Annotated in this window: 16 protein-coding genes; 8 read left to right on the top strand and 8 right to left on the bottom strand. The window is 55.6% G+C overall.

Going from position 1 to position 24,674, the window contains the following annotated elements:
• Positions 1-70: 70 nt before the first annotated feature.
• On the top strand, positions 71-997 hold the full coding sequence (locus tag QRX40_RS05145) for a hypothetical protein (protein ID WP_313836769.1): 927 nt from the start codon (positions 71-73) through the stop codon (positions 995-997).
• A gap of 547 nt (positions 998-1,544) precedes the next feature.
• Here the strand turns inward: QRX40_RS05145 and QRX40_RS05150 are convergent.
• The 3 genes from QRX40_RS05150 to QRX40_RS05160 form a co-directional block, all read right to left on the bottom strand.
• The gene (locus tag QRX40_RS05150) at positions 1,545-1,949 is read right to left on the bottom strand and encodes a hypothetical protein (RefSeq protein ID WP_313836771.1); all 405 of its coding nucleotides are present in this window, start codon (positions 1,947-1,949) and stop codon (positions 1,545-1,547) included.
• Between the two features lie 20 nt (positions 1,950-1,969).
• Positions 1,970-2,122: a hypothetical protein gene (locus tag QRX40_RS05155; protein WP_313836772.1), complete on the bottom strand. Its 153-nt coding sequence runs from the start codon at positions 2,120-2,122 to the stop codon at positions 1,970-1,972.
• A gap of 214 nt (positions 2,123-2,336) precedes the next feature.
• A complete protein-coding gene (locus tag QRX40_RS05160) occupies positions 2,337-2,477 on the bottom strand; it encodes a hypothetical protein (protein ID WP_313836773.1) in 141 nt (46 codons plus the stop codon).
• 421 nt (positions 2,478-2,898) lie between these two features.
• Here QRX40_RS05160 and QRX40_RS05165 point away from each other — a divergent pair, with 421 nt between their 5' ends.
• Positions 2,899-5,847, top strand: a complete 2,949-nt coding sequence (locus QRX40_RS05165; protein WP_313836774.1) for a glycoside hydrolase family 3 N-terminal domain-containing protein — start codon at positions 2,899-2,901, stop codon at positions 5,845-5,847.
• A 605-nt stretch (positions 5,848-6,452) separates the two neighbouring features.
• Here QRX40_RS05165 and QRX40_RS05170 read toward each other — a convergent pair.
• Positions 6,453-7,475, bottom strand: a complete 1,023-nt coding sequence (locus tag QRX40_RS05170; RefSeq protein ID WP_313836776.1) for a LacI family DNA-binding transcriptional regulator — start codon at positions 7,473-7,475, stop codon at positions 6,453-6,455.
• A gap of 243 nt (positions 7,476-7,718) precedes the next feature.
• On the opposite strand from QRX40_RS05170, the gene QRX40_RS05175 reads away from it, so the two are divergent.
• The 5 genes from QRX40_RS05175 to QRX40_RS05195 all read left to right on the top strand — a co-directional run bounded on the left by QRX40_RS05175 (position 7,719) and on the right by QRX40_RS05195 (position 19,679).
• Positions 7,719-8,642, top strand: coding sequence for a carbohydrate ABC transporter permease (locus QRX40_RS05175; protein ID WP_396184353.1), 924 nt, complete (start codon positions 7,719-7,721; stop codon positions 8,640-8,642).
• Positions 8,639-9,607 carry a carbohydrate ABC transporter permease gene (locus tag QRX40_RS05180; RefSeq protein WP_313836777.1) on the top strand — a complete coding sequence of 323 codons (969 nt, stop codon included), beginning with the start codon at positions 8,639-8,641 and terminating at the stop codon, positions 9,605-9,607. The genes QRX40_RS05175 and QRX40_RS05180 overlap by 4 nt, the downstream gene beginning before the upstream one ends.
• 105 nt (positions 9,608-9,712) lie before the next feature.
• Positions 9,713-11,068, top strand: coding sequence for an extracellular solute-binding protein (locus tag QRX40_RS05185; protein ID WP_313836778.1), 1,356 nt, complete (start codon positions 9,713-9,715; stop codon positions 11,066-11,068).
• A gap of 309 nt (positions 11,069-11,377) precedes the next feature.
• A complete protein-coding gene (locus QRX40_RS05190) occupies positions 11,378-15,943 on the top strand; it encodes a discoidin domain-containing protein (RefSeq protein ID WP_313836780.1) in 4,566 nt (1,521 codons plus the stop codon).
• Between the two features lie 292 nt (positions 15,944-16,235).
• Complete coding sequence (locus QRX40_RS05195; protein WP_313836781.1) at positions 16,236-19,679, top strand: immunoglobulin-like domain-containing protein; 3,444 nt, start codon at positions 16,236-16,238, stop codon at positions 19,677-19,679.
• 116 nt (positions 19,680-19,795) lie between these two features.
• On the opposite strand, the gene QRX40_RS05200 is transcribed toward QRX40_RS05195, so the two are convergent.
• Both QRX40_RS05200 and QRX40_RS05205 read right to left on the bottom strand, forming a co-directional pair.
• Complete coding sequence (locus QRX40_RS05200) at positions 19,796-20,167, bottom strand: hypothetical protein (protein ID WP_313836783.1); 372 nt, start codon at positions 20,165-20,167, stop codon at positions 19,796-19,798.
• Positions 20,168-20,272: 105 nt separating this feature from the next.
• On the bottom strand, positions 20,273-20,740 hold the full coding sequence (locus QRX40_RS05205; RefSeq protein WP_313836785.1) for a class I SAM-dependent methyltransferase: 468 nt from the start codon (positions 20,738-20,740) through the stop codon (positions 20,273-20,275).
• A gap of 563 nt (positions 20,741-21,303) precedes the next feature.
• Between QRX40_RS05205 and QRX40_RS05210 the strand changes: the two genes are divergently transcribed.
• On the top strand, positions 21,304-22,458 hold the full coding sequence (locus tag QRX40_RS05210) for a tyrosine-type recombinase/integrase (RefSeq protein WP_396184415.1): 1,155 nt from the start codon (positions 21,304-21,306) through the stop codon (positions 22,456-22,458).
• Between the two features lie 131 nt (positions 22,459-22,589).
• Here QRX40_RS05210 and QRX40_RS05215 read toward each other — a convergent pair whose 3' ends face one another.
• The gene (locus QRX40_RS05215; RefSeq protein WP_313836788.1) at positions 22,590-23,402 is read right to left on the bottom strand and encodes an SMODS domain-containing nucleotidyltransferase; all 813 of its coding nucleotides are present in this window, start codon (positions 23,400-23,402) and stop codon (positions 22,590-22,592) included.
• Positions 23,353-23,967 carry an SLATT domain-containing protein gene (locus tag QRX40_RS05220; protein ID WP_313836790.1) on the bottom strand — a complete coding sequence of 205 codons (615 nt, stop codon included), beginning with the start codon at positions 23,965-23,967 and terminating at the stop codon, positions 23,353-23,355. The genes QRX40_RS05215 and QRX40_RS05220 overlap by 50 nt, the downstream gene beginning before the upstream one ends.
• Between the last annotated feature and the right edge of the window lie 707 nt (positions 23,968-24,674).

A 24,674-nucleotide genomic window follows, 5' to 3' on the forward strand; every position in this document is an offset into this window, starting at 1 on the left:
TATGATCGGCAAAAATCATGATTTACCGATTCTGAAACGGGGCAGGGGTTGATGGCAAGAAGGAGTGTTTATGGCGTATCAGGGAGAGGATGGCGGAGAACCTTCGGGTGGGGGGCATCATCCGAAGTGGATGGTTCCGCTGATTGTCACTGTCGTGGTAGCCGTTGTGGTTGTGGCTGGTCTTGTGGGCTGGCGCGTGTTTGAGTCCCGTCGGCATGATGCGGCGCTGGACTCCTGCAGTGGGGCTGTCAAAGCCCTGCAGGGAAAGACCGGCCCGGCCCGGATGGCCGTTTACCTCGAAGCATCCGGAGTGAGAGAGAATCAGGTCAAGGAAGCTCAGGCCGTCAGGGCCTTGGCCAGCAGCGTGAAGGCAGCCGGTGGGCTCAGGCCGCAGACTGTGCAATGCAAGGCTTCCATGTCCACGGATGCTTTGAACGCTGTCGCCGGCAAGGCGCGCCAGGAGAGCGGCGCATATGCTGCTGTGGGCAGGGATGCCAGGGCGGTTTTGGCTTCCCGGAATGCGAAGGTCCTGGATGCTGCGAAGGCGACCTTGAATGCGAAGAAAGGCGAGGCGGCCAAGCTGCTGGATGATTCGGAGGGGAAGGTCGCTGACAATGCGACTCGTGACGGCTTGCAGAAGGCTATAGACCGGGCCGGCCAGGTCAAGGGGGCTGAGGCGAAGACCTACCAGGATGCTGTGAACGACTTGCAGGTGGCCATCGACCAGGTGAACGCCTCCGTGCAAGCCAAGAGCCAGGCTGACCAGCTGGAAGCCCAGCAGGCGGCATCCTCCAATAACAGCAGTCGAAGCGGCTACACGCCCTCCTACCGGCCGTCGTCCTACGGGCGGGGCGGCAGTTGGTCAGCCCCAGCACCGGCCCAGCAACCAGCACCCTCAACACCGAACGGAGGGGGGTATAATCCTGGGGTCGAAGACTGGATGAATAGTGTTGGGCATTCTGTCTGCCAACAAGGCCAAGCCTGTGGCATTGGGTGATTGATTAAGAATGTGTCAGCTGGACTGGTTGCTTAGGTAGGTCTCCTATCCCGCTGGAGCTATTTGGGTTGGCCAAATTGATCGGTCATCCCCTTTATAGTGCCTGGAGGGAAACATCAATAGTGACACTAGGAAAGATCGGATGTTGGGCCGGACGGCTCCCGCGCCTGGGAACCGGATAGGTCGGCGGGGCGGTGGCTTTTGATGCCGCCGGGGTCAAGCAGATGCTAAGGTGCTAGTGTATTCTTTCGCAGTAGGATTTCAGCCATTGTTTGCTGTACTTGTCCGAGAATGCAATCTGGTTCGAATTAGGTCTGGATGTTGTAGGTGTGTATCCTTTCGCTTGACTGGACCTACAGATCCTATCTTGTTTTTACCTCAAGCCGTAATCCAGGAAGGCCTAGTCAAGGCAAACTGATCGGCCTATGAATCAGTAAAGACCGAATGGTTAGACGATTCATGAATATAGAGGCACTTACTGATAGGACTTGAGCGATTAAAGCCGGAATCGACGTGTCGTAACAGCGCGGAAAAGTAATAACCGGAATTATGCGGCTTGCTTTGGTAGGTTTCGAACGTGAGGATCAAGCAATGCAATCATTTCGACACCATCTGGCTGGTTGCATGAGAGCTTGTGCGAGTTGCCCTTTTTAATGTCGATTTGTGCAAATGGGAAGAAATTCTGCCCGTCGCCTGCAGGATAATTCAAGTTTGAAGAAGATCGCTGCATGGATTGCTCATTTACCTTGCATTGCTCGGGTTTTGCCTGCTTAAGGTCGGCCCGCCGTGCAAGTACATACAGGGTTCCTGATTTGTTTGCAGAGATGGTTTTGACGCTGCCATCACCAGAAACGTCGTACTTTGTCAAAGATGAAAAATAATCGGAGACCTGTTCCACTGACGGCTCTGACTGATTCGCCCCCTGGCAGCCGGAAAACAGTGCCACGCTCATCAATACTGCTATCAGGGCAATTATTTGTTTTTCCAAATAGCCGCAGCCGTCCTTGCTTCGCTATGGAATCGGGCTGGCAATGCCACCAACTGTCCCACGCGTCCATGGGAATCCCCCTGAGATGCCTCTGCCGGATCAAAGTCCGTCTGTCCAAAAGCCTTTGTCTTCTTCATCAGTTCTCCTTAGGCAGGTGAGGAGGGTTCACGACACTGTTAATTAGATTTAAGTTTCATAACCTAGAAGAGCGATTATTAGCTGAAACAGATTTAACTCTCTATTTAAAGTATACAAATATTTGCCGACTTGTATCATCAGTGGTCGAATGCTGGCTATGTTTGCGTGGTATTAGCATGACGCGTTCAATCTCCACCGTCTGCAGACCCGAAGTCACAGCGCCTGCTCAAGGGTCTGGCCGTCGGGTTGGTTCTGGCTGGCACAGGTCATCGCAGGCCTGGCGCTGACCAAGCATTTCAATCTGAATGCCATCATCAATGCCGTCATCACCTTCGCCTTCTTCACGCCGACCATGCCCGACCTGATTCTGGGTGGGAGCGGATCCTCCGGCTACTCCCTCTGGTTGATGCTTATCTACCATGCCTTCATGGATCTGTCCAACCAGCAGGTCTATCTCTTCCCCATCATGGCTGTGGCCTTGGTGGCCCTTGCACTGGCACTGAGTTTTCAGCCGTCGCCTAGAGAGGCAGATGGCGGCATGAGTCAGAAATTCAATATGAGCAGCTCTATCAATATCAGCCGGTCCCTTCGCAGATCATGCATGCATAATGACAGGTTGTGCCTGGACATTGATGGCTGTATGCGCGTCCGATAGTGTTGGCTGTTACAGACATAACTTTCGAAGTCTCCTGGCTATCTGTGTTGATGGCTTTGGGGCTGTGACATTGCCTTGGTCCGGCCGCATGGGAGCTTCATTTCAACGAGGAGGTTAAGCATGCTCCAGATAGCATGGTCTGACGTGGTGGGAGTCATAGATGCCATCAAATGGTATCTGGTGGTCTTCGCGCTCATCGTCATTGCCGCCATTATTGTTGCGGCGCTCGCACATCTTTGGTCCGTTCCGGTCCGCAAACTGGTCCGGTCCAATGCCATAGCCGTGCCCTTGGTGGCTCTGGTTGCTGTGGTCAGCATGATACTGACAGGGCCCATGTCCACGCTGTTGAATCTGTCCATGAACTCGGATGCTGCAGGGAAGGCGAAGATTTCGGATGCGACTACCGCCCAGGCTGGCAAGGTGGCTAGATCCATCGCGGGAGAAGGATTCGTGCTCCTGAAGAACGATGATGGCCTTCTGCCGCTCACCGACACCAAGAAGCTCAACCTCTTTGGCTGGGCCTCGGAGAATCCCGTTTACGGAGGCACAGGGTCGGGCGCCATCAACGCCAGCTATGACATCCAATCCCTCAAGGAGGGTCTGCATAAGGCCGGTTTTCAGACCAATGATGAGTTGAGCTCGCTTTATTCCAAACTGGGCAAACGGGATTCATCCAACAGCACCTTCAACAAAGGCTGGTCCCTTCCAGAGGTCACTGCCGACCGCTACACCGATGATGTCATGGCCAAGGCCAAGGCCTTCTCGGATACTGCAGTGATCACGCTGGCCAGGGTCGGCGGCGAGGGCTACAACGACATGCCCCAGGACATGAGTCAGCTGCCTGCCGACAAATACCGCAACAATTCCGACAAGTATGCAGACTTCCAACCAGGGGAATCGTATCTGCAGGCGTCGCGCACAGAGCGGGACATGATCGATCTGGTCTGCAAAAACTTCGACAAGGTCATCTTCCTCTACAACGGATCAAACCCCATGCAGTTGGGATTCCTCAGAGATCATCCTCAGATTCGTGCCGCCCTATGGGTTCCTGCGCCCGGCAATGTCGGATTCGATTCCTTGGGGGAAATCCTGTCCGGTCGCATCAATCCGTCTGGACGTACGACCGACACCTTCCTTTATGACATGCGCAAGGCGCCGTGGTGGAACAATGCCGCAGCCACGGACTATGAGAATCTCAAAAGCAAGGCCGTCAGCCTGCCGGTGGCTAAGGGCGTCACCTTCAAGCTCAAGCCGTCATACATCAACTACGTGGAGGGCATCTACGTCGGGTACAAGTATTACGAGACGGCCGCCTCCGAAGGTGCCATCGACTACGACTCCACGGTTCAGTTCCCATTCGGCTACGGCCTGAGCTACACCAGTTTCAGCCAGAAAATGTCCGATATCAAGGACGTGGGCGATTCGCTCGGGTTCGCCGTCACCGTCACCAATACCGGATCCGCTTCGGGCAAGGATACGGTCGAGGTGTACTCCAATCCGCCTTACACCAACGGTGGCCTGGAGAAAGCCACAGCCAACCTGATCGCATTGAAAAAGACCCGTCTGCTGGATCCCAAGCAGTCCCAGACCATCAAGGTGTCCATTCCCAAGGAACGGCTGGCCTCCTATGACTATCAGGGTCACAAGGCCTATGTGCTTGAACGCGGTGCTTACGAGATCTCCATCAAGTCCGACTCCCACCACGTGATCGACCACAAGGACTATACGGTCGATAAGGACGTGGTCTATGGAAAAGGCAATCCCAGGCCCAGCGACAAGACAGTGGCGACCAATCATATCGACGAAGTTGCCGGCGATGTCAACTATCTATCCCGCAAGGATCATTTCGCCAACTATGAGCAGGCGACTACTGCCCCTGCGCTGAAGGAACTGCCCAAGAAGTATGTCGACCAGTACCATACGAACGCTGACTTCGACAGGGCTACATACACCCGCAAGCAGGATGCCATGCCCACCACGGGTGCCAAGAACCATCTGAAGCTGGCTCAATTGCGCGGCGCGTCGGCTGATGACCCCCGCTGGGACAAGCTGCTTGATCAGATGTCAGTCAAGGACATGTCCGATCTCACCTCGATGGCTGGTTTCCAGACGGCGGCTGTCGACTCCATCGGCAAGGTGGCGACGACGGATGCGGATGGTCCTGCGGCCATCAACAACAACTTCACCAAGAAGGGTTCGCTCGGATTCCCGGTAGCAGTGGTTCTGGCCAATACTTGGAGTGCGGACCTGGCGCGGCAGTACGGCGAGATCATGGGGAAGATGGCACGTGAGATGGGCATCGTTGGCTGGTATGCGCCGGCGATGAACACTCATAGGACATCCATTGGCGGCCGAAACTTTGAGTACTTCTCAGAGGATGGCGAACTTGCCGGAGTCATTGGTGCCAATGCAGTGGCAGGGGCCAAATCCAAGGGTGTATACGCCTATATCAAGCATTTCGCCCTCTATGATTCGAATGCGATGATGGTCAGCATCTGGTCCAATGAGCAGGCAGCCAGAGAGGTCTATCTGCGGCCCTTCGAGATGTCCGTCAAACAAGGCAAGGCCGACGCGACCATGGTCGGCTGGGACTACGTAGGCACCAAGTGGTCCGGAGAACAGGGGTGGATCAACACGATCATGCGCAACGAATGGGGTTTCAAAGGCATGGCTCTTACGGACTCCTTCGGGGCTGACGGCCGTGGCTTCATGAATGCAGACAACGCTCTGCCCAATGGAGTTGATGCCATGCTTTCGACGTACGGGAATGGCCCCAATGTTGTCGACAATCCCAAGTCCCCGTCCTCGGTGAAGTATCTGCGTCAAGCCAGCAAGCACATCCTCTACACGGTGGTGAACAGCGGTGCCTATGACGACGGTGGAGCCAAGGCGAATGCCATGCCAGCATGGAAGAAGATGGTGATCGGCGTGGATGTCCTCACGGCCATACTCGCGATTGCCGCCGAGGTTCTATTCATTAGACGCTATCTGCGTCGGCGCTCGCAGGCTGACGCGGTCGTCACTGGTCGTGGTGACCTGACGGACCAGAATGGGCAGCAGGAATCCTGACGATTCGGGTCTCCAAGGCGGGGCAGGGGCATGATGGCTCCTGCCCCGCCTTAGTATTGATATCAGAATCGGAGGCTTAACCTTACTTGGCCTGCTTGTTTGGGATCGATGCCCGAGGGGCTCGGCTTTCCCTGGTCTGCACGACATGATTCGGGTATTGGACATTAATTCCACTGCGGTTTCTGAGAGCGGGGTGATGGAGACGACGACCAGCAGGTAGAGGGTGGTCATCCATTGCACGCTGGAGATCCTGATACTGAAATGGCTCATGAGGGCCGGGAAGGTGATGTTCATAGCCGTTTCCACGATCACGCCGCAGAAGGACATGATGCTAGTGGCTACCACTGCACCGATGACCCTGCGGGGGCTTGCCTGGGTTGCGCTCATGAGCGAGACTTCTTTCCGGCCAGGGAGGAATCATCGGAGTTCAGAGTGATGAAATAGGCCAGCATGCGGTCGAAGGCAGCCAGATCACGTTGGTCGAACCGGCGTTCCATGGCTGTTTGCTGCCCGGCTAGGCACCAGTGATCTGACATCTACTTGGGCCAAGGCAATGATGCTGAATCGGGATGGTTTAGGGGAGGGGGTCGCTGACCTTACCCTGATTATTCCTGACGCTGGCTGATGTCGATGACCGAGCCGCGCTGAATCAACTTTGCCGGAATAAGCGTCTTGGTGTTTGTAGGAACGTATTCTCCCTCGCACTGAAGCTTGACCTTGGCGAAGGCCTCGCGCCCGATGGTTTCGAAGTCCATGCGCATGGTGGTCAGGCTCAATCTGGGGACTGTCCCGGTCAGAGAATCGTCGACACCGATCACGCTGACATCCTCAGGTACTCTTTTGCCGGAATCCTTGAGGCCTTCAATGGCCCCATAAGCCATCTGGTCGTTGGCTGCATAGATGGCTGTGCAATCAGCTTCATGCGCCAAGGCTCGCCCTGCCTCATATCCGCTGTCTGCTTCCCAGTCGCCTATATAGGTCGGCGGCACTGGGATGCCATGAGCCTGAAGAACGTCTCTCCAGCCCTTGGCCCGGCTTTCTGCTGCCCGTGAAGTCGAGGGGCCTGAGATGTGGTAAACAGTGCGGTGGCCTTTGTTGAGCAGATATTCGACGGCCGAAGTCGAGCATCCATATTGATCGGCGTCGATAGTGGGGCAATGAGCGGAAGGCTTCTCGGTGATGAGCACGACGGGAAGCTCCTTGCTGGGTCTGAAACGATCAAAATCGCCGACTCTTTGTTCAAGCACCACGATGACGCCGTCCACAGGCAGCTGCTTCATTTGCTCTACGATGTCCGCCAAGGTAATCTCCGATGAGTGGTTCACGACGTGCACGGTCGCCGCATATCCGAATTCTGATGCGGCTTCCACAGCGCCGTCCAGGATGCGCGCATTGCCAAATGTGGTGATGTTGAACAGGACGATGCCAATATTGTTGAACCGGCCGTGTTTCAATGCCCTGGCGGCATAATTCGGTCGATAACCCAAGGCTTCCATGGCGTTCAGCACTTTTTGCCTGGTGTGGGGGCGCACAGCCGTGCTGTCATTGACGACTCGCGACACCGTTTGCGGCGATACCTCGGCAAACCGTGCGACGTCCTGTATCGATACCTGTTTCTTCCGTCCCATGCCTACCTGATCCAGCTCATGGGAGCTTGCCGTCCTTAGCGTCGGTTGCTCCTTGGTGGCAGACAATATGTTTGCGACACCATTTTTTATAAACACCAGTATATCAGAGATTAAGAGAATACTGGATTCTCTGATTCATGCTATTATGGTAACGAAAACATCCGGTGAACGTCCATTGCAGTTCGATATGGTCGGAGCTTGATTGTTTGTGTTGTTGCAGAGCTTCGAGGGAGAAGGTCAGATATGGCTGCTGTCACTAGCGGCGCTGCTACCCAATCGAGTAGTGCGCCCCGGGGCCACATGGGTTCTCGTTGGCGTGGTTGGTTGTTTATGGGGCCGTTTGCGGTGGTGTTTGTGGTGGTGTTTGTGGTGCCGGTGTTGTATGCGGTGTGGATTTCCTTGTTTCAGCATCGGATGGTCGGGGGGACGGTGTTTGTGGGGTTGGCGAATTATCGTCGTCTGCTGGCTGACGGGCAGTTCTGGTCGTCGGTGCGCCGGGTGGTGGTGTTCACGGTGGTGCAGGTGCCGATCATGCTGTGCCTGTCGGCGTTGATGGCCCTGGCTTTGGATTCGCTGCGTCTGCATGGGATGCGGTTCTTCCGTATTTCGACGTTTCTGCCGTATGCGGTGCCTGCGGTGGTGTCGGCTTTGGTGTGGGGGTTCATGTACGGGGCGAAGTACGGGCTGGTGGGCTCGTTGAACGCGTGGCTGGGCACGCATGTGGACGTGTTGCAGCCGTCGGTGCTGCTGGCGGCGATTGGGAACATCAATACGTGGGAGTTCACGGGGTATAACATGCTGATCTTCTATTCGTCGCTGTCGACGGTGCCGCGCTCCTTGTACGAGGCGGCGGCGATCGACGGGGCGAGCGAGTGGCAGGTGGTGCGCCGGGTGAAGCTGCCGGAGCTGCGGGGCTCGCTGGCGATCACGGTGATTTTCAGCATCATCGGCTCTTTCCAGCTGTTCAACGAGCCGAGCGTGATGCAGAACATGGTGCCGGGCAATGCGATCACGACGTATTACACGCCGAACATGTATGCGTATAATCTGAGTTTTTCGGGCAATCAGTCCAATTATGCGGCTGCGCTGGCCATTGTGATGGCGGCGTTGACGATGCTGGTGGCGTATGCGGTGCAGCTGCGGAGCATGAGGGAGCAGATGCGATGAGCGTGCTGGATGCTGGGGGCCGCCGGGTGCGGGCGGCGGAGCGTGCGCGGGCCAGGCGGGTGGCGGCGGACGAGCGGGCTGAGCGGCGTCGTGCGGCGTCGAGCGGGTTCTCGAACCCGTCGAATCCGCGCCGGTCGGTGTGGCTGACGCTGGCGTGCGGCGTGTTCGCCCTGTACTGCCTGTTCCCGTTCGCCTACCTGCTGGTGAACGCGACGAAGACGCAGGCGGATTTCACGAGCACGTTCGGCCTGGGGCCGGGCCGTTCGTTCGCCTTGTGGGACAACATCCGGGAGGTGTTCTCCTACCAGGACGGGATCTTCGCCCGCTGGCTGGCGAACACGCTCATGTACGTGGTGGTGGGCGCGGGCGGCGCCACGCTGCTGGCGGTGATGGGCGGGTACGCGCTGGCCAAGTTCCGGTTCCCGGGCCGCAAGGCGGTGTTCGCGGTGGTGCTGGGCGCGATCAGCGTGCCGGGCATCGCGCTGGCGGTGCCGCAGTTCCTGCTGTTCGCGAAGCTGGGGCTGACCAACACGCCCTGGGCCATGATCATCCCCAGCCTGATCAGCCCCTTCGGCCTGTACCTGATGTGGATCTTCTCGGACCAGGCCGTGCCCGGGGAGCTGCTGGAGGCGGCGCGCGTGGACGGCGCCTCGGAGTGGCGCACCTTCCGCACCATCAGCCTGCCCCTGCTGGCGCCGGGGATCGTGACCTGCGCCCTGTTCACGATCGTGGCGACCTGGAACAACTACTTCCTGCCCCTGATCATGCTCAAGGACGCGGACTGGTACCCGCTGACCATCGGATTGAACCAGTGGAAGGACCAGGCCAGCACCGCGGGCGGGCAGGCCATCCAGAACCTGGTCATCACCGGCAGCCTGATCACCATCATCCCCCTGGTCATCGCCTTCCTCCTCCTGCAGAAATACTGGCAATCCGGCCTCGCCGCAGGAGCCGTCAAAGAATAAACCAAAGAAACCAAAACCGTGCTATAGGCCTTGAGCCATAGGACAGTGAAAGATATCAGTAGTCATGCGTTGTTGCCAAGGACAACAGAAAAGGAGATAGGGACAATGAGGTTCGAAAAGATGACGAAGGTCATAGCCCTGACAGGTGCTGTGGCCATGGCGTTCGGACTCGCCGGCTGCGGCGGATCGGGCAGCGGTTCCTCTGCGTCGGGCAAGGGGGGGAAGACCGAAATCTTGGTCTGGTCCTGGGATTCGACTCTTCCTCGGACAGTCAAGGGATTCGAAGCCAAGAATCCCGACATCAAGGTGAAGGTCACCAATGTCGGCACCAACAAAAAAGAATACACGGCCTTGAACAATGCCCTGTCCGCCAACAAGGGCGCCCCTGACCTTGCACAGGTCGAGTATTATGCACTGCCCGAATATGCCACTCAGGACAAGCTGCAGGATCTGTCTGACATGGGCGCCTCCGGGTACAAGAGCTTCTACACGCCAGGCACTTGGGATTCAGTGAATTTGAATGGGGGCGTCTACGCGCTGCCTATGGATTCCGGCCCCATGGCTCTGTTCTACAACAAGGAAGTGTTCGACAAGGCCGGAGTGACCGAGGTTCCAACGACATGGGATGAGTATTACGAGGCAGCCAAGAAGATCAAGGCTGTTGGTTCCTACATCACCTCGGACTCAGGCGATGCAGGATTCTTCGATTCCATGACCTGGCAGGCCGGCGCCAAGCCCTTTGCGACCAGCAAGGACGGCAAGACCGTCACCATCAATCTGACCGGTGACCCCAAGGTCAAGAAGTGGGACGACTACTGGCAGAAGATGATCAACGAGGACTTGATCAACACGAAGATTCCCGGATGGTCGGACGACTGGAACAAGGGTCTCAATGACGGATCAATAGCTTCTTTGCTCACCGGCGCTTGGATGCCCTACAACCTGCTGTCCGGTGCTCCTGATGCCTCCGGCAAGTGGCGTGTGGCGCAGATGCCGACCTGGGAAAAGGGCGGAACAGAGAATTCTGAGAACGGCGGGTCTTCGCTGGCTATGATCAAGACCAAGGACGATTCCAAGAGCAAGGCTGCATATAAGTTCTTGGAATACGCTTGCCATAACGCCGAGGGCATTAAGACCCGTGTCGATGGCGGCGCTTTCCCGGCTGACAACAACACGCTGAAGTCCAACGAGTTCCTCTCTATGACCAGCTTGAAGGATGCCGACGGCAAGGACAACGCCTACTTCGGCGGCCAGAAGTTCAACGAGGTCCTGTCGCAGGCCGCCAAGAACGTTCTGCCTGGCTACAAGTTCCTGCCCTTTGAGGTCTACGCTCGTGGAATCTACGGTGACAAGATGACCGCTTTCACCTCCAAGTCGGCCACATTGGATCAGGGGATCGCTGCTTGGCAGAAGGATCTGCAGAACTACGCCAAGCAACAGGGCTACACGGTGAAGGAGTAGGTAGCTCTCATCGAGTCAGCGCTGTAGAGCAGGTTCCTTAATAAGGTATACCGGCCAGAGGGGTCCCGGGGTATTCCCTTGGCTTTCCCTGGCCGGTTTTTTCATGCACATCGTGGTGCTCTCCCCGCGGTCTTCTACAAGACGTAAAGCGGGTAAGACTTTTTAAGAATGATCAATACCAGAATGTTCCACATTAGCAGTGGTCATCTGTTCGATTGTTGTCGTGCAACGAAGAGGCAACGTCGGCAATTCCTTGTCTTCAATGTCTGAAGAAGGATAAGAGGCATACTTATGAAATTCATGCGAACTATGGCGGTTATCATAGCGGCAGCGGCAACTTCGACGGCTGTAGGCGGTCTCATGCCTGCCTATGCCGAGCCTTCCTCCCCAACAACAGCGACGGTGCGTCCTAACCCGTGGTATGCCAATGGTCCCTTCCAAGGTTGGGGCACTTCATTGGCCTGGTTTGCCAATGCCACAGGCCAATACGGTGAACCAGGGTCCATTACCCGCAGCAGCGGAAACTCCGTTACGGATGCCAAGGCACTGGAGTATGGCAAGCAGCTGCGGGAGAAGTTCTACACAAGTATTTTCGGTAAAGAAGGACTGGGGCTGAATAAGGCCCGTTTCAACATTGGCGGAGGCAACGCCTCAGACGTGGCTTATGGATACCCCTTTATGCGCCAGGGGGCGGCAGTTCCTGGATATTGGGCGGAAGATCCTGATGGAAGCAAGGGGCTGTATGGTGGCGTGACGACCAAACAGTCCGATGGGAATGCCTTGGATCAGGCCTTTGATCCTGCATCGGAGGATTCATATGTGTGGGGCCCCAAGTCTTCTAAGAGCGATGCCGCCGAGTCCGTTCAGGCGCAGGAATGGTGGCTGAAACGCGGGGTCAAGAACGGCGACATTACTCATCTGGAGGCTTTTGCCAATTCAGCCCCCTGGTTCATGACCGAAGATGGGTACGCCACTGGGGGTTTTCGATCCGGAGACAACAACCTCAAGGATCCTGAGAAGTTCGCCGCATACATGGCCAGCGTGGTAAGTCATCTGGATCAGTTGAAGGCTGACAACGGCAAGAAGGTAAAGATCAATACGGTCGAACCCTTGAACGAGTCGGAGACGGCCTACTGGGGGACGCCGGGCGGAAGGGCCTCGGACGCTTGGTCCAGGGATCAACAGACCCTGATCACACGTTATTGGGATCGATACTATGCGGATAAGGACAAGTCTGTCACGCCCTATTCAAATGCGGTGAAGAAGCCTCAGGAGGGGATGCATGTCGACAACGCCCAGGCTCAGCAAACTATGCTGGCCTTGGCCAAGGCGCTCAAGTCAGAAGGCTTAAAGGATGTCAAGGTCTCTGCGACGGATGCAACCGACTCCGGACAGTTTGTTGATTCCTATAATCAATATCCGCAGAATGTGCGTGATGCCATAGGGCAGTACAACACGCATTCATACGGCACCAATCGTCAACGTGTGGCCAGGGACATCGCCCAGGGGGACGGCAAGGTCATGTCCATGAGCGAGGTAGACGGCTCCTGGCAGAGCGGGGGATTCAACCCTTATGGCTTCGACAACGGCTTGGGCATGGCAGGCAAGATCAACAGTGATGTCTATGCACTGCAATCGCAGGATTTCACTTTCTGGCAGGTGGTCGAGGATCTGTACAATATGTCGACCGGGGACCAGGATGTCAATGGGCATCAAGCCAATCCCAGAGGGGAGAACACCAATTGGGGGACCGTCCTGATCGACTTTGACTGCACTGTTGCTGGCAGTGACGGAAAACTGTATTCCGAGCGTGCTGTGGACAACAATGGGGGTACGACCAGAGGCATCAAGCCTTGCTCCGTCGTAGTCAACTCCAAGTACAACGCGGTCCGGGCCTACACCCACTTTATCCACGAAGGGGATTCGATCCTAGCCAACGATGCCACCAAGGATAATATGACTGCTCGTTCGGCTGACGATAGGACGCAAACCATCATCCATCGCAATGACAGCGACAATAAACAGCGCTTAATCATTGACCTATCCAACTATGGAAACATTGACAAGAATGCCAGCGGCAAGCTCTTCCTGACCACTGCGCCTGAATCCAAAAGCGATCCTTACGAGGCCACCATGGATTACATGAACGGGTACTCCAACCAGGAGCGTCCGGGAGCAGTCCATATCGATACAGTCGCCAAGACGGCCACTGTTGAATTGCCGGCCCGTTCGATCGCCTCCATTCAGCTGTCTGGTGTGAGCGGCCAGTCTAATCAGGCAGGCGTGCAGGATGGTGAGAGCTACCAGCTTGTGGGGCAACAATCCGGACGTGCTCTTCAAACCGGGAGTGATGGCAGCCTGACCATTGAGAATCCGGCGGCAGATTCACAGAGTGGCCCAGCACAGACCTTCGTCTACCATCAGGTCAAAGCCTCGCGAGAACGTCCTGAACTCAAGCTGTTCATGATCACCGATCCCACCGGGAAAAAGGTATTGAACGATCAAGGCAGAATGGTCGCCGGCTCCATCGACACGACAAATCCAGATCCGCGGCAGTCTTGGATATTTAATACCGAGGATGGAACCACATGGAGTATGGTCAATGCAGCGAGTAAGAACGCACTTGAAGTGAGTGGGCAGGCCACTGCCGCTGGTTCGCCGGTCGGTCTTTATTCTTCCAATGGTGGTGAAAACCAGGCATGGACTCTGAGGTCTACCAAGCCTTCGGGCGTGCAGCAGGTCTATGTTCAGGCCCGAAAAGGCGGACATTTGACTATGCCGACGACGGTCACTCCCTACTATCCTTGGGGTCTCGGGTCTCCGGTCCCTGTTCAATGGGATACCAGTATGATCGACATCAGCAAAGAAGGTCGGTACCAGGTGACTGGGCAGGCCGTCGATGTGTTTGGCAATTCCATCGCATGCAAGGCTGAGGTTTACATCGGCGACTTTACAGTAACTGATCCGGTATCTGTCACCCTCATGGTTGGTGCAAGCCTTCAGCAGGTGGAGGATGCAATCAAAGCAGCCCCGGTTCATGCGCACGTTGGTGCCTCGGAGGCTATGGATGCAGACCGCACAGCTGTGAAGTGGGACTTTTCCCAACTGGATGGACAGCTTGCCGATGCGCACGCAGGCGACAGACTGACAGTCAAAGGACGCTTGGGGTCAGTCGGAGACGGCGGGCTGCCAGTGACAGCCTCGGTCTATCTGATGCAGGCCAAAGAGCAGAACATTGCTGACACCAGCAGCAACCTGACAGTCACTGATCAGCAAACCGAATACGGCAAGGCTGAACAGTGGAAAAAGCTGACAGACGGGGATACCTCCGCAGAGGCCTGGGTGACATGGAACTCCGCAGGCGATTACTCACACAAGCCCACTGCCACTCTAGATTTCGGCCAGGAGCGGGACTTAGGCTCACTGGTCATCACCTATGGTGACCACGCTCCAATCAGTGCGCTGGCTGAATACAGCTTGGACGGTCGCACCTGGCTTCCCTTGGGAGCAGCTGCGAGTCCAAAGCCGGGACAGACTGTGACATTCAAGGGCAATGCCCAGGTCAAGGCCAGGCAGGCTCGAATTGTCAATACGGTGCAGGGGGACTTCATGAACGCCTCCGAAATACAGGCTTGGGCCATTCCCAAGGCTGATCCGGTGCACAATATCGCTCCGTCCTCCAGCTCTCACTTCAAGGTGAATGTGCAGGAAGGTTCGACGGCTGCAAAGGCCATAGACGGCGACAGCGGTCACAAGGGCTGGTCCACTTGGAACCAGGCGGGGATTCCGGTTGCTACCTTCACCTTCGACAACCTCCAATCCATCAGCGAGGTCAAAACTACCTTCTTCAGAGACGGCCGTGCTTCCTGGCCTAAGTCCCAGACTTTGGAGTATCAGGACGACAAGGGTGTCTGGCAGAGGGTCGGCGTGAAGAGCGGCTGGTATGTCCAGCCAGGTTCCGGTGCGGATACATCTACGGATGAGGACACTCCTGTGGCTGACTTCCGCATGTCTACACCCATAGTTGCCAAGGCACTGCGTCTGACGAACACCCTGCAGGATACAGGCGTCTATATCAACGTCGCGGAAATCGAGGTTCTGGGAACTCAGGCGCAAGTCAAGGCTGAACCTATGCCCTCCACTGATAAGGCCTTGGGCGATTTGCGGTTGGATGGCAAGACCATAGACGGATTCCTTCCTGACAAGACTGATTACACGGTACAGCTCCCGGTCGGCGCGGAAAGCAATCCGAAGCTACAAGCCTTTGCCCGCGATACTGCCGCTACGGTGAAGGTCAGGCATGTCAATGCCGAGGAGTCCGTCAAACGTGACAGGAACGTTCTAGGCGGCAAGGATGTGATCACGGTAAAAGCGGCTGACGGCAGCGGGAGCTCCGAGTACACCGTCAACTACGTTTCTTCCGTTCTTCAGAAATTGTTGGTCACTCCACCCAGCAAAACCCGATATCTGCTCAATGAGCGACTCGACTTATCCGGCATGGTTGTCAAAGCTGTGTATTCAGTGCCGAATGAGGAACCTGTCAAGGTGGATATCAGCATCAACGACCCTGAATTGCTGGTGAGCGGTTTTGATTCAGCACAGCCAGGCAGGAAAAATGTGACCGTGACCTACCGCGGTGTCAGTGCGACCTTCCAGGTGGATGTGGTTGATGGCAATGTCGGCAACGCTGATTCACAGCCCGGCTCGGGTCGTGGTCCAGGAGCCCTCGCTCATGCCAAGCAAGAGGGCGGCTCAGATGGCAGCAGCGCCTTGAGTCAGACCGGCGCGAATGTGATGCCAACGATTCTAGCGATCGTAGTCTGCCTGCTATGCGCAGGATCAGCATTAGCGGCGGCTCGCCGTCATCTGGGATGATGCGGAGAAGAGGAAAGCGATGAAGCTCAATCGAAGAAATATATTGGGAATCGCCGCGGCAGTGGTCGCCTTGGCACTCCTATCGCCCGGATCTGCGGCTATGGCCGTACAGGACAAGACAGAGCAATCCGGTTCCGCCGGATTCAGCCGGCTGAAAACCGCTCAGGATGATGATCTCCGGACGATATTGGATACCACGAGGGTTGAGGATCTGCAGCCACTGGCTTCAGGTCATCGATCCGATGATCAGAGCACAGCGCCCTATGATCATGCAGAGCCTAACAAGGACGACGTGGACAGGTTGAAGCATGCTCGGTCTGTGGCCGAGGGAGTCCTAGGATCAGGCTCTGCCGATAGAGGCGAGAAGGATCAGGCCGGCAAGGACTTGAAGCAGGCCTTTGCCGCCGTGCGCTTCATCTATCATTACACTGCCGTGACAGGCACTAATGGCGACAGGATTTTTGACAACAAGGGTGATCTGCTGCAAGCGCATGGTGCCGGAATTCAACGGGTCAGTGCTGCTCTTCTTCCCGCTGCCGATCGGGGCTTGGATGCGGATGGAGACGGATATGTCTACGTCATGTGCGGCGAGGACAAAACTGATGGTCTGATAGCGCATGGCGTGCGGATATACTACTCCGACGATCTGTGCAACTGGGTAGATAAGGGGCTGGGCTTTCAGACCTACCAGGGCGACAAGGATCTGGCTGGTAAATTGGCGGGCTCTGATCGCGTCTACCAGCGTTATTACAATGTGGCCAACCTTGAATCCGATCCGGATTACGCGAACATCTACGGCCAGGATTTCAAGGCATTCTCCAAGGATACATCCAATGCCAACATCTCCGGCCCTCAGCAGGCCTTGGACTATCTGCTTTGGGATTTGAAGGCTCTGAAGGGCGACGGATCGGATCCGAAGAAGTCCAGCTGTGTCTTCGAGCGTCCCAAGATGGTCTATAACCCGACCACCAAACGCTGGGTGATCTGGTTCCATGCGGATGGGCCACGATATGGCAACGAGGCCACTGCAACGTATTCCAAGGCAAAGGCCGGAGTCGCCATTTCTGAGGGTTCCGATCCTGCTGGGCCATACAAGTACTTGGGATCCTTCCGCATGAGTCCCGGTGCCAATGCCGGTAACCCTGGCATGGCGCGTGACATGAACCTGTATGTGGACACCGGCAAGGATCAGAATCATGACGGTGTTGATGATGCCTATCTGGTGTATTCCAGCAACGAAAACCGCGATCTGACCATCTCGCTTCTGGACAAGACCTACACCAAGCTGGTTGAGCCAAACGCTCGACAGCAAAAGGGCGTCGATGTCTCCGCAGGCGACACCTACAACATCGTGGCCAGCAATAGCAAGGAGTCGCCGGCTCCGTTCAAGTGGAACGGCAGATATTACATCATCTATTCAGGCACTACCGGCTGGGCGCCCAATGAAAACAAGTATGCGGTCAGCCAGGGTGACGATTTTCTAGGGCCTTACTCGGAGGTAGGATCGCCTTTCGTCAAGGGGGAGGGGTGGAACCAGAACCCGGCCAATTCCTTCTCAACCCAATCCAGCTCGGTCATCCCCTATGACCCCGCGCACGGCGTTTTCCTTTATTGGGGCGACCGCTGGTTCAATCCTGACACCGGGAATGACATCAGCCAGTCCAGGTATGTGATGACACCGATGCAATTGGTGAACGGGCATGTCCAGGTGCTGCCGGCTGCGGACTGGAAACTGTCTGGTATGGACAAGTATCAGGCCATCGATGTGGTCAATGCCAATCTGCCGACTGAAAGCAGTTCGGTCAGTCGAATTGTTGCTGCGCTGCCCAAGAGCCTAGGCATCAGAGTGGGCGGTCAGACAGCCATCCGACAGGCCACGGTCAACTGGGAGCCCTACTTTGGCACGGACCGTCCATACGGGCAGGTGACGTTCAAGGGGAAGCTGCCTGAATACCAGAATGCGCCTATCAGCTTCACGGCTTCCATCTATCCGGAAAACTCCCGTCTGTTCATTGACGCGGGTTCGGCCCCTTCGAATGAATCGAGTTACTACCGGAAGCTGAAAACCAAGGCTCCACGACTGATGAATGCAGACCGCAGCGACCAGGAATACACTGCTCAAGGCAAGTGGGGTCTGAGCAGCCGCATAGGTGCCGATGTCGAAGCATACGAGACCAGCCAGAACGGTATCTACGAAACAGGCTACTGGGCAAAATCCGGCAAGGACATACGGTATCAGGCGGATTTGCCAGCAGGTACCTATACAGTGCAGGCGGGCTATCAGGAGTGGTGGAACAACAAGCGCCAAACTGAGTTCTCGGTCGTTTCCCATGACAAGACCATAGACAAGACGAATATTGTGCCTGTTCAGGCCGGGAATGCCACCGATCCGATCACTTTCACCTTGGAGCATGCCGACAGTGTGACCTTCCTGACAAGATCCACAGGCGGCGGCGATCCTCTGCTGAGTTGGATCGGGGTCTCTGCGCAGGATGACGACCAGGTGGTTTCAGTCCAACAGGTTCAAGGCATCAGAACATTCAAGCAGGGCAGTCAGCCCGGGCTTCCAGACAAGGTGAGTGTCAGCAAGGCGAATGGAAAAAGCGAGGAGCGGACCGTACATTGGCTAATTGATGCGTCGAGTTTGACCCTCTACGCGCCCACCGAGGTGCTGGGCACCGTTGAAGGCACGACACTGCCTGCCAGAGCCAGCATTCAGGAGGTGGAAGATGGGCTGTCCTATTTCATTGATGTCAATGGAGGGGAGTCCTCGCCCACCTACAAGGCGCTGACTACCTTGTTTGATGGCAAATTGGCCAATGGGTCTGCCGACCAGGGCTTTGATGATTTGTGGGGCAATACCTCCGGTAACTTTGGAAAACAGGCTGACGGCAATGCTGATCCCTATAAGTCAGGGATATATGCCGGCGCTAACGGCAAGAAAGATAAACTGTCTTACAGGGTCCTACTGGCACCTGGCGAACATCAGGTTTCCTTCGGTTTCCATGATTGGTGGAGCCAGAGCAGACCGACTGTGATCAGCTATTCCTATGACGGTCTTCCAACATCCCGTGCAGAGAATCGACTGACGACCGCGACCGTTGATGGCGGACGAACGATCGCCTCAGGAAAGATCAAGATTCCGCAGGGCTGGAACAAGGTAGTCACTTTCACCTTGGATTCCTCTACGGGCACTGGGCCGATACTTAATTGGATTTCCATAAAGGGTTCGCTTCCCCTAGGACCAGTGCCTGTGCAGCAGCGGCCCGTGATCTCGGGGGCCTCCAATGTGAAAATCGATCAGGGTTCCAACTTTGATCCTAAGGCCGGGGTCACTGCAGTGGATTCCTTGGAAGGTGATCTTACCGGGGCGATTCAAGTACAGGGGTCCGTGAATAGTGCCAAGGCCGGGCAATATGCGCTCGACTACACGGTTGCTAATTCAAGGGGCAAACAGGCCTCTGAAAAGCGGATAGTCACGGTCAGCCCCGTTGGCGGCAGCTCTTCCAACAAGCCTCGTGATCCGGCTGACAGCTCCGTCATCAAGCCCGGTAAGGGTGCCGGTGTAAAGCACAAGACTGGAACTCACAAGCGTTCTGAGGGTTCGAGGCTTTCAGAGACGGGGTCGAACACGGAATTCTTCCTAGTGATGGCAGCTCTAAGCATGCTGTCGGCCCTGGTTTGTTTCGGGCTGATTCCGCATACCCGTCGGCACAGGATGGAAGGTAAGGGATAGCGCTTCATCCCAGTACGATGTGAAATGCTGCTGCTCCTATCCTCAGGAATAGGGGCAGCAGCCAATCCGATGGACGAGCTGCCAGGCTAAGCCTGACCGTGTTCGTACTTGCTCGGTCAGGCTTCCTTTCTGGCTGTCATCGAGAAGGTCAGGGGGACCTGAGGTTGATTGTGTGTGATCCATCCCTTGAGATCAGGACTGTATTTAAGCATTGGCGGTGAGTGCCAGTCGTCCAAATTATGCTCGCCGATGGTCTCTATAGCCAGTCCGGCCAACAGGGCGCTGCTTATTTCCTGGAAGTAATGAGCCCAATTGTGATTGATGGTGTGCGTAATCTGAGGTTTTGTCCCATCTGCGAGCGAGCCGGATGCTGACGTGTAGGTTTGATTTGTCTTATAGGTCGTTTCCGTTCCGCCAAAATAAACTTGAACCATTGACATGCCCTCATTGTTCAAGGCGAAAAGCAGGGGATGGTTGTCGCGGATCATAAATATTCCACCGTCTGCTAGCAGGGAGGCGATTGAACGAGCCCTGTCCTGCAGTTCGGGAAGCCAGGTGATGGTGCTGGTGACGATTACATCAAATGAACCTTTCTACTCGGGCATGGCACTTGTAGCGTAGCGAGCATCACCTTGAACATAGGTTATGGATGCGTCGGCTCGTTCAGACAGATTCCTGGCATAATCCAGCGAGGTGGGAAAGAAATCCAGGCCATATACGTCTCGTGCACCCAAGCGCCACCAAGACAAGGTATCAGCGCCTATATGGCATTGCAGATGCAAAAGGCGTAACCCTTTAATGCTGTGCTCGGGCAGATGGGGCTTCAAAACTTCCAGATCGCGCAAGGTCACTGCCGACAGCGCTGATGGGTCATCCATAAAAGCGTCAAGGTTTCCATAACCACCGTTGGCGTGTACAACTGCCCTATCATTCCAGTTAAGGAGAATCCTGATCCTGGTGAGTTTTATGAGGGATGGCGCTGCTTTCGGATAGATGCCTATCGAGGTGATCGAACCAGGAAATGCTACAAGTGCTTTTTCAAGTGCAGATTTATCGGTCATGCACGAATATGCGACCCTGCTATATCCTGAATACCCGCTTCCTTGGTAAATACTGGGTGCCCCGGATGCGATTCGAACGTTTCTGTTTTGCTAGTCAGCGTTGGCTTTTCCTTTACCTCAAGCAGTCTGTTGCGTTACAGCTTTATTATTAGGAATTCTATTCGTAGTAGAGATATTTGATATATCCGTCCATGTTATTCGCTTGCATTTGATAAGAGTTTATTCAGAGGAGGAAAATCACGGGATGCGCGCGTTCTCAGCGTTTTCTCGATAGGTACACTTTAAGGTACACCCCCAAATTATTGACTCTTTTGCAATCTCGCGGTTCTCTCTTTCATGTCTTGTTCCGTAGAAGTGATGAGAATGAAAGGGGAGTTATGACCCGTACTCGCAGTACGTGGGGGAGTGTTTTTCCAAAGAAGGACAGGAACGGGCGCGTCACCGCCTGGCTTGCCAGGTATCCTAATCCACTTGACCACAGCAAGAAGGTCAGTAGGCAGTTCGGGCCGGAATACAGTACGGAAGCACATGCCTGGCTAGAACAAGAGCATTACCTGGTCATACTGCACAAGAAGGGAATACGAGCCTGGCAGCACCCATCAGAAAGAAACTCCAGGCCAAAGGAGGGCGGGCAGGTACTGTTCGAGGATTATCTGCAGGAGTGGTTGCGCCATCGGAAAAGGGATCTGCGTGGTTCGACGAAGAGGAACCTGAAAGCGGACATATCCCACTTCCTGCCGTACTTCAAGGGGAAGGCGATTGCGGGGATCACGACCGCTGACGTGCGGGCTTGGTACGAGGCTGACCATCCCGAGGGCCCTTGGGCGTTTTACGGGGCATGCCAGGTGTTGCACTCGGTCCTGGAGGAGGCCTCCAACTCTACCTACGGCCCTGCTCTGCTGGACAGCAACCCGTTCGTCCTGCCGATTAGGGAGCCCGCACCGTCCAAGCGACGTGAGCAGGAGCCGGTCACCCGGGAACAGGCCGGCAGTCTGGCCCGCGCCATGCCCGCGCGCACCAGGCTGAGCATTTGGTTGGGCCTCTTGGTGGGCGGACTGAGGATAGGGGAGGTGTGCGCCCTGCAGATCCGGGACATCGATCTGGACCATAGGCTCCTGCATGTGCGGCATTCGGTCTGCAGAGGGCCGGACGACGTCGGCCCCTGCAGGCTCGGCCCGACGAAAACCCTCTCCAGTATGCGGATCGTACCCATTCCCGCTGGACTCATCCAGGCCATCCGCGACCACATCGACCGATACTGCGTCGACGAGCCGGAGGCTATGCTCTTCCCGGCCGTCAAGTCACCCGGCGGGATTATGTCGCCGACCACGCTCAGCCAGCAGTTCCGGAAGGCTCGTGTGAAGGCGGGCAGGCCGGACATCACCTTCCACTCGCTGCGCGCCACACATGCGACCATGCTCATGATTGAGGGCGGCACCCTGCGGGAGGCCATGGACGAGCTCGGCCACATGTCGGAGAAAATCGCCGTCAGGCATTACCAGCGCATCGTACCCAAACACCGGATCCAAGTCGTCGAAAACCTCTCATACGCCTACCTGCCAGTATCAGCAACATCCCTGACCAGCCAGATAAAACAACTCAAGGAACAACGGGATAGGCTGAACAGCAAAATACTGGAGCTTGAACAGATCCAAATCAGGCAACGCGAGGAGGCAATCGAAACGAGAGGTCGTCTGCCCCACATCCTGGCGACCTGAATCAGGTCAATCATTGGCTGCCACACGTCTTCAGAGGCAAACCAACGTGACCCAAAGACGTCTTTCCATGAACTGATTCAGACTCGAAAGTGCGAGACAGGTATTTTGTCTATACCATGGAGCAATCCTGTTTATTCGTCCGCCATCTTGTGGAGGACCTTGCCCAGGCACTCATTGCTGGATTCGATCTCGACCTGGTCATTGCTGCCCGGCGCTTGAAGAGGTGTTGGGCAGACAGCCGATGTGTATTCCCAATAGTCGAGCAGGACCTTCTCGTATGATCCCGCAGGTTCGCCCTGGGTGCCTGGGTTCGACCATTGCCAGGTTCCCAGGGCCTTGTAGACGAAGGTGTCGATCACGATGCCATGCAGGGTATAGCTACTGAAGCAAGTGTTATGTACGTAGCGCATATGTCTGCAAGTGTCCACCAGCAGGTGGTTGGAATCGGCGTCCTTCTCTCTCATCGCGTCCTGCTCGACTTTCGGGTTGGTCGGCAGCCAGTTGCCTCCCATGTTCGCGTCCGGATAGACGTAGGTTGTTGGGCCGTACAGTGCTGGTCGCTCGAAGGCAGGCAAGATCTCGAACCGTATACCATCGCTGAAGTTAATCTTGACCACCTGCCCGTCCGCTTTGATGTCGCTAAGCGGGTATGGCACTTTGACGGCGTCTTTGACTGATTGCAGCAGGCGTGACTGTCCGTTGTTCCCGTACTGGTCATACCGTTTGTACTCGTCCTCCGGCAGGATCACCATGATGTCCAGGTCACTGGTGTCGATGGCTGTCCCTCTGCCGTAGGAGCCGACGTAGAGACTGTGCATCGTATTACTGCTGCTGTCGTAGAACTCGGTGTTCACTGCCTTCGTGACGACCTTGTATCGCTTGGAGATCAGTTCCCTAATGTTCTTGTTGATGCTGTGGTTGTTCCTCCTGACCGGTGAGCTCATCCGGGTTTCCTTTCCTTAGTAATGGGGGCAAGCCGTTGTCTATTTCTTCATTCGTGATGTTGTCGTCGTTCTTCGCCTTCAAGGCACGGCTGGCTCGGCGGACCGCTCTGTCGGTTGTCTGTGGTGCCTGGGCGTTAATGTAGTTGACGGACTCATTAAGCTGGGAAAACTCCTCTGCGAGCCGCTCAACGGGAACCGTCCGGAAACGGATTTTCATGAGCAGGTTTTGGAGCCGGTCCTTCACCGCCAGATAATCGACGGCCGCCTTTCTGTGTGTTTTGATACGGTCGGGCAGGTTCAGCTCCTTGGAAAGCCAGATGATGGCTGTCGATACGAAGGATGCCAATGTCGAAATCAGCTTCAGCCAGAACCGGTCCACGAATATGATTGAGAAAAGACCGACCGAAGTCGCCGCAGAGAGTGTGATGTTGGTCAAGGTCATCGCCAATGAATAGTGGGATTGGATGTCTGCCTGCTTCTCCTGGATCTTATGGGACCACATGACGCGGCCGAAGACGTTGCGTACGCAATCCTCCAGAACGTCGTATTTGGCTTCTCCATCCATCCTGAGCAACCCCTTCCTTGGCAACATCGTCGCAATATAACATGATACAACCTGTCATCTTTCTCTCATTTGAACTGTCTAATGCGAAATCGCAGCGCTGGGACTGAAAGAGCCCGGGAGCACACCATGGATGCGAAGTCTTGCAGCGCGGAACGTGAAGCGGGGCGCCTGCCCCGCACCCCGGCGACCTGAATCAGGTCGATCATATGCTGCCGCACGTCTTCAGAGGTAGACGCACCTCTGAAGGCGCTTGCCAATATGCATGAGATTTGATCGAGTAGGTTGTGTGCGTAGTTTGGTACCTGCCGGAGTTGGGCACAGAAAGAGCTGCAGGCTATGTGCTCGGATCTGCTTCGCTGATAATTACCAACGCGTGTCCTTCTTTATGCGGATCTAATTTCCGTCAGCAGATTCGAAAGCTGTGAGATTCTTTAACACGCACTTTCGCTTCTCAAAAAAGAGTATTGGGGCTGTAGCCATATTAGAGGATAAAGATTTCGCCTAATAACTTCTTTCTGCTTTGCCAGTATTACTTGTTGCAACAGGGATTCATGACGATGACTTTGGAAATAGAACAATACGGCACATTCCACATTACATATCGGTCAAGTAGTCTGAGAGCAAATTTAACCATAAATGCAGGTTCCGTGATGCGCCGTGTTGTATCAAGTTGCTTCGGTGGGTGATTTGTATACTGCTCTTACAAT

It is taken from the genome of Bifidobacterium sp. H6bp9 (assembly GCF_032193695.1).
Taxonomy (GTDB): Bacteria; Actinomycetota; Actinomycetes; order Actinomycetales; family Bifidobacteriaceae; genus Bombiscardovia; species Bombiscardovia kimbladii.

Excerpts from the sequence above, each read along its gene's own strand:
- QRX40_RS05145 (WP_313836769.1), top strand. The coding sequence starts at position 71 with ATGGCGTATCAGGGAGAGGATGGCGGAGAACCTTCGGGTGGGGGGCAT.
- QRX40_RS05150 (WP_313836771.1), bottom strand. The coding sequence starts at position 1,949 with ATGAGCGTGGCACTGTTTTCCGGCTGCCAGGGGGCGAATCAGTCAGAG.
- QRX40_RS05155 (WP_313836772.1), bottom strand. The coding sequence starts at position 2,122 with ATGAAGAAGACAAAGGCTTTTGGACAGACGGACTTTGATCCGGCAGAG.
- QRX40_RS05160 (WP_313836773.1), bottom strand. The coding sequence starts at position 2,477 with ATGGTCGGCGTGAAGAAGGCGAAGGTGATGACGGCATTGATGATGGCA.
- QRX40_RS05165 (WP_313836774.1), top strand. The coding sequence starts at position 2,899 with ATGCTCCAGATAGCATGGTCTGACGTGGTGGGAGTCATAGATGCCATC.
- QRX40_RS05170 (WP_313836776.1), bottom strand. The coding sequence starts at position 7,475 with ATGGGACGGAAGAAACAGGTATCGATACAGGACGTCGCACGGTTTGCC.
- QRX40_RS05175 (WP_396184353.1), top strand. The coding sequence starts at position 7,719 with ATGGCTGCTGTCACTAGCGGCGCTGCTACCCAATCGAGTAGTGCGCCC.
- QRX40_RS05180 (WP_313836777.1), top strand. The coding sequence starts at position 8,639 with ATGAGCGTGCTGGATGCTGGGGGCCGCCGGGTGCGGGCGGCGGAGCGT.
- QRX40_RS05185 (WP_313836778.1), top strand. The coding sequence starts at position 9,713 with ATGAGGTTCGAAAAGATGACGAAGGTCATAGCCCTGACAGGTGCTGTG.
- QRX40_RS05190 (WP_313836780.1), top strand. The coding sequence starts at position 11,378 with ATGGCGGTTATCATAGCGGCAGCGGCAACTTCGACGGCTGTAGGCGGT.
- QRX40_RS05200 (WP_313836783.1), bottom strand. The coding sequence starts at position 20,167 with ATGATCCGCGACAACCATCCCCTGCTTTTCGCCTTGAACAATGAGGGC.
- QRX40_RS05205 (WP_313836785.1), bottom strand. The coding sequence starts at position 20,740 with ATGACCGATAAATCTGCACTTGAAAAAGCACTTGTAGCATTTCCTGGT.
- QRX40_RS05215 (WP_313836788.1), bottom strand. The coding sequence starts at position 23,402 with ATGAGCTCACCGGTCAGGAGGAACAACCACAGCATCAACAAGAACATT.
- QRX40_RS05220 (WP_313836790.1), bottom strand. The coding sequence starts at position 23,967 with ATGGATGGAGAAGCCAAATACGACGTTCTGGAGGATTGCGTACGCAAC.